This is a genomic window from Candidatus Cloacimonadota bacterium (assembly GCA_020532355.1).
Taxonomy (GTDB): domain Bacteria; phylum Cloacimonadota; class Cloacimonadia; order Cloacimonadales; family Cloacimonadaceae; genus UBA5456.
In genome coordinates, this window is sequence record JAJBBD010000338.1 from 1 (window position 1) to 5,612 (window position 5,612).

A 5,612-nucleotide genomic window follows, 5' to 3' on the forward strand; every position below is an offset into this window, starting at 1 on the left:
ACAAGTATCACAGCGAAAACTAAGCAAAGAGATTTCCCCATTGATCTCGCATCCAGAATTTGTTGAGTATCAGCTGACCAAGATGGATGTACTGTGCATTGCCATTCTATGGAAAAAGCACATAGAGTGTATGGGTACAAGTATGTCCTGGAATGCCCTCTGCAGAGAACTAAAGATGAATGTCTATGATACCAATACCTGCCTGGCATACATCGAGAGCCTTCTTGACCGCAAGCTTATCACATTTGATGAAACGATCAAGAGTGACTATCATATCAATCCGATAATTCTGCTGTCGGGCGAGTTTATGCTGAGCAATCTATTGATCATGAAGATACTTGGCAGGAGTATACCCAATGAAATTGGCAGACTTATCGCCCATGATTGGCTGTCTGATTCTGATTTCATCAGTGATTTGAATCAGTGCATGAATACAATCTTCAGTTGCTTTGGTGAAATTGAGGGAAACCGCCGGAGAAGATCCAAGAGTATCCAGGCGGATGTTTTCTTCTTATGCCTTGAGCCTTTGCTTGTGAAGCTTGGTCAAGCCCGAAATGAGTTGGTTATCACCAAGCTCATTAATGACCATAAGCTTGATAAGATCGAAATTTGCATCCTGATATTGGTTCTCTATACCCAGTTAACACAAGATAATTGCATAACAGAAAATGAGTTGCTTGGGATCATTTGTAATAGTGACCAAGAAATTAGTTGCTACTCCCGTTATTTAAGACCAGATTCCAAACTTACTGCCCAATGCCTGCTACAAGTAGAAGACGTAAGAAGCTTTGCCAATCGAAGAGAATTTTCAATCCCCGAAGAATTGAAGCTACGACTCTGTGGAGAGCAAAAATCAACAAAAAAGCCTCAGGTAAATTACTATCTGTCGCAGAATAATGCCTTAAAATTGGTTCATGTAGAGCAATCAATCGATGATCTGATTCTCCCAAAGCATGACAAGTCTCTGCTAATGTCATTGAGCCTCCGCTACGAACAACAGGATTGCCAAGACTTTGCCAATTGGGGACTAAACATCGGACATAACTCTCAGAAAGGAATGATTGCTCTGTTCTATGGTCAGCCCGGAACAGGCAAAACTTATGCAGCTGGAGCAGTGGCAAATGCTCTTCGGAAGCCATTAGTCGGATTAGACTGCTCAGCTCTACGTGATAGTTATTATGGCGAGTCCGAGAAGCTGGTCAAGAATTCCTTTGATTTGATGCACAAGATGTCTGTCGAAATGGATAATCCCCCGGTGTTTCTCATCAATGAAGCTGATCAGCTTGTTCATAATAGAAGCGAAAGGAATAGCTATGGTTCCAGAACAGATAACTCAATTCAAAACATCATCCTGGAGGCAATGGAGAGCTTTCCGGGGATAATGATTCTCACCACAAATCTGGATGAAAACATCGATGAAGCATATTTCCGCAGGTTTAACCTGAAACTAAAGTTCAATCCACCCGATCTCCCTTGCCGCATAATGCTCTGGAAGCTACACGTTAGTAAAGATATCCCTGGTGCGACAGACATCGATATTGAATATCTGGCAAAGACCTACGAATTCACAGGCGGACAGATAGCCCTTGTCGTGAATAATGCGTGTAGTGAAGCCATTACTCGCTCTGGTAAGTTTAAACGCCTCACGATGGCCGATATCGTCAAATACGCTGCTCTTGAGCAGCCCTGGGCAGGCAATAACTCAACAAAGATTATAGGATTTTAGGAGGAGCAAATGTCGTTTGTTCATTTGCATGTTCACACTGAATACAGTTGGCTCGATGGCGCATGCCAGATAGAAAAGCTGGTCAAAAGAGCCAAGGAGCTAAAGATGCCTGCGGTAGCAATTACAGACAGAAATTCAATAGCCGGAGCAGTAAGGTTTAGTCAGAAGTGTCATGAAGAAGGCATAAAACCCATCATTGGACTGGAGATCAGTGTTCTGAACAATATGAGCGATGGCAGAGCCTTCTCTTTGATCCTCATAGCACAAAATATGGTAGGATTTCACAATCTCGCCAGATTGATCAGTCTTGCCCATGAGTATGACAGCACTGACCCTAAGATTTGTAAAAGCCAGTTAGCAGCGCATAATGAAGGGTTGCTTTGTTTCTCATTCAGCGTCGTGGGAGAACTGGGTACTCTCCTTCTTGAAGATAAGCAGGATGATGCTCTTCAAACCATCGAGTGGTACAAGTCTGTCTTTAGTGACAGGTACTATCTGGAGTTTCAGAATCATGGATTACCCAAGGAAGCAATTGCCATGAATCTGCTACTGAACCTGGCGTTCCAAACTAAGACTCAGGTGGTATTGACAAACGACTGCCATTATATAGATAAGCGACAACCTGAAGCAATCGATGCCTTGAATTGCATGCGCCTGGGAATGGACTTCAAATCTGCTGAGAGCAAGCGTTTTGCCTGCAATGAATACTATTTCAAAACACCCCAGGAGATGAAAAAGCTCATCGATCATCCTCCACATGCTATTTCGAATACCCTCACAATTGCTGAGAGTATTGAACTTGATCTCTTGTCTGAGCTCCCCATACAGATGAATCATAATGTTTCGGACATCCTCGATAAAGTGCAGCAGTGCAGACTTCCTGAATGCACTTATTTATCATATAAAGCCAAGAACAAAGTCAACTTACACATTCCATCTGGCATGCTGGATGATTTAGTTGAAACTGTGCAAAACGGCTTCAATGACTTTCAAATCGTACCCGTAAGCACATATGGTCGCTATTCCACAAAAAACCTGTTTAGTGCTGTGGCCAGGGTATTAGGTGTCTCTGAAGACAAAATAGAATGGCTGACTGATATGATGCCAAAGTACTCAAAGTCTGTTTTTGATGCGATAATGCAATCTATTGATTTCTCTTGTTTCGCCTTGGAAAACTATCTCTACTCAAAGGCAGTAAGCATTACATCGTACTTAGAAGGTGTATTTGAATATATTGGATACATGCCCACAGTCTTTGCTATAGTTCCAAATAATGCTCCATTGCCAATTGTGCCACGTAATCAATCATTACCATATAGCCAATTTGACATTCATGCTTTAGAGCAACTCGGTTACCCAATATTGTACATTTTTGAGCTGGACGCTCTTATTGATATGCAGAACTGCTTAGCTCTGATTAAGGAAAACCGGGGGCTGTCTATAAACCCGGATACGATTCCACTCAATGACGTTATAACCTATGCATTGATAGCAAAAGGTGAAACTGAGGGTGTCTTTCATCTTGATGCAAAACGCTCCCGGCAAGCATTACAGAAATTTATACCTTGCTGCTTCGATGAACTGATGGCATTTATTGTGCTTAATACGGTAAAACCGGATAAACGCTTTAATGACTACATAAACAGACGCAGGAAAATGCAGGCATATCCACATCCTATACTTAAAAGCATTTTAGCAGAGACTTATGGCATGATCATATATCATGAGCAGACGGTTGACATTGTCCAACAGATAGCAGGATACACCGATGTAGAAGCCAAACAATTTAAGAGATTGCTGATACATGGAAAGCCCAAAGCCATTAATCTAATACTTGAAATATTTTCTGCCAAAGCATTTGAGAAAGGTATCCCTGAGCCAATAATAAGCCATGCTGTCAGCTTGCTAAGAAGATATGGCAGAAAGGCTTTCCCCATGTATCATGCAGAGACATTGACTAAAATCGCATATCATAGTGCTTGGTTAAAAGCGAATTTCAGTGTTGAGTTTGACGAAACATACAAAGATACTAAGACTGATTCGAAGGAGGAATCATGAGTTTTAAAAAAGAAGTACTAGAACACATGGGTGATTATAAACGGGACGTATTAAAAATCGAAGATAATGGGAAATGGTGGCTGAGTAAAAAAGAGAATAGTTTTGTGACTCATGATCACATACTTCCAGTAATCGATGGCGAAAACTCCTTTCAAAAGTATAGCAAGAACAATATACGGAAAGAAAACATTATATCAACATACAGAGATTCATGCTGGAGCTATATTAAAACAGAAAGAATCAAGCTGCAACAATACTACCATCATCTTAACTCATCCCAAGCAATGTGCTTGAATTTCTTCTATCCCTTTGCTGTAAATAACTCGATAAAGAATTCAATCATTACGGCTATCCAGAGTCAATGTTTGGAGAAAATCGATATTAAGAACCCAAAACTTATGAACTACGAGTTTGAGCATGAATCATCTTTGGACGGATACCATGGTCAGAACCCGACCAACTTTGATTTATGTATATCGGGTGAAAGCACAAAACTCTTGTTTGAAGTGAAGTATACAGAAGAAGGATTTGGAGGAATTGAAAAGAAAAAGATGGCAACCTATGTGGAGAAGTACGATAACCTATATAAAAAACTGGCCTTAAAAGTTATCTCTTGCGAATGGAACAATTGCGAGAGTTTTATTGAAAACTATCAAATCATGAGGAACTTAGTACATATAGATGAAAGTAGTTACCTAATCTTCTTGTATCCCGAATTAAACGTAACAGTCAAAAACCAAGCTGTTAAGGCTCGTGAGTTTGTTAAGCCTGAGTTTCGGGCAAAGCTAATATGTATGACTTGGGAAACCTTGTATCAACAGATGTTCAACATATTACTGGAAGTGGACACTATGGATTGTTTCTTAGAACAGAGTTTGCTTGAGTTTAGAGACAAATACCTATACTGGATAGATATACCCAAATGTTACCGCGCCAAATCTCGACTGAGCATCTATTGAATCTCTTGTAATTGGAGTAGCTATAGCGATTTTATCAAGTTTATCATTTCTTTGTAGTCTCCGCATTCCCAGGCATCATCAGCCCTGGTTCTGATCTCATCCTCGGTCATCTTATCCGACTGCAACCAGGGACCTCGAAATTGATTCCACCAGCTCTTGTAGTGGAACTCATTAGCATATGGATCGTCATCAGCTGGGTCGCTATCTAATCCCGATTTATCCATCTCGATTACCCTCATTGTTGTGCCTAAGTGAAGGACATCATCTTTCTTAGCGATCTCCTCGATTGGCTGTTCAGTTCCATCGTCATGCATCAGAATAAGTTGTCTGCCTGATTTAACTATCCTCCAGTGTTGCTTGCCCCTTGGATTCTTTTCTTGCTTGGTCATCTTGATCTCCTTCTCGGTTACCCGACTGTTGATTTATGGGTGCTACTATGCACCCCTCGCACAGGTGGTCAAGTCCTTTCCGCTCAATACGATAAGACAGATTAATGTCTTGGATACCGATCAGATTGAAGATGGAGCTGTATTAATCAGCAGCTATTAAATACCTTACAAAGTGCTATTGAAATAATCGTGATATTTCACGGTTACTAAGCCCTGTTTAATCAATTCGAAATCGGAAATCTCTAATTTGTTCCAGTGATTTCACTTAACAAATCCGTATGAAAAAAATCGTGATATCGTTTTGAAATAATCGTGATATCGCCAGGCTCCGAAATCGCCGAATTGAAAGAATGGTGATACTATAAAGAGTCACTGAAATCTGCAAATAGCGATCACTTGGACAAAATAGGTAAGTCTAAGAGAGAATAGGATATCCGAAAAGCATTTGCAGAAAACCACTTGGACATAGTTTTAGTAAAT

General features: G+C 40.6%; 4 protein-coding genes. 3 read left to right on the forward strand and 1 reads right to left on the reverse strand.

The window, feature by feature from the left end; all coding sequences use genetic code 11:
- From LHW48_11595 to LHW48_11605, 3 genes are all read left to right on the forward strand, one after another.
- On the forward strand, positions 1 to 1,726 hold a 1,726-nt coding region (locus LHW48_11595), incomplete at its 5' end, for an ATP-binding protein (protein ID MCB5261090.1).
- 9 nt (positions 1,727 to 1,735) lie between these two features.
- Positions 1,736 to 3,784: a PHP domain-containing protein gene (locus LHW48_11600; protein ID MCB5261091.1), complete on the forward strand. Its 2,049-nt coding sequence runs from the start codon at positions 1,736 to 1,738 to the stop codon at positions 3,782 to 3,784.
- The gene (locus LHW48_11605) at positions 3,781 to 4,743 is read left to right on the forward strand and encodes a hypothetical protein (protein MCB5261092.1); all 963 of its coding nucleotides are present in this window, start codon (positions 3,781 to 3,783) and stop codon (positions 4,741 to 4,743) included. Before LHW48_11600 ends, LHW48_11605 begins: the two co-directional genes overlap by 4 nt.
- Positions 4,744 to 4,763: 20 nt before the next feature.
- On the opposite strand, the gene LHW48_11610 is transcribed toward LHW48_11605, so the two are convergent.
- Positions 4,764 to 5,132, reverse strand: a complete 369-nt coding sequence (locus LHW48_11610; protein MCB5261093.1) for a hypothetical protein — start codon at positions 5,130 to 5,132, stop codon at positions 4,764 to 4,766.
- Positions 5,133 to 5,612: the final 480 nt, after the last annotated feature.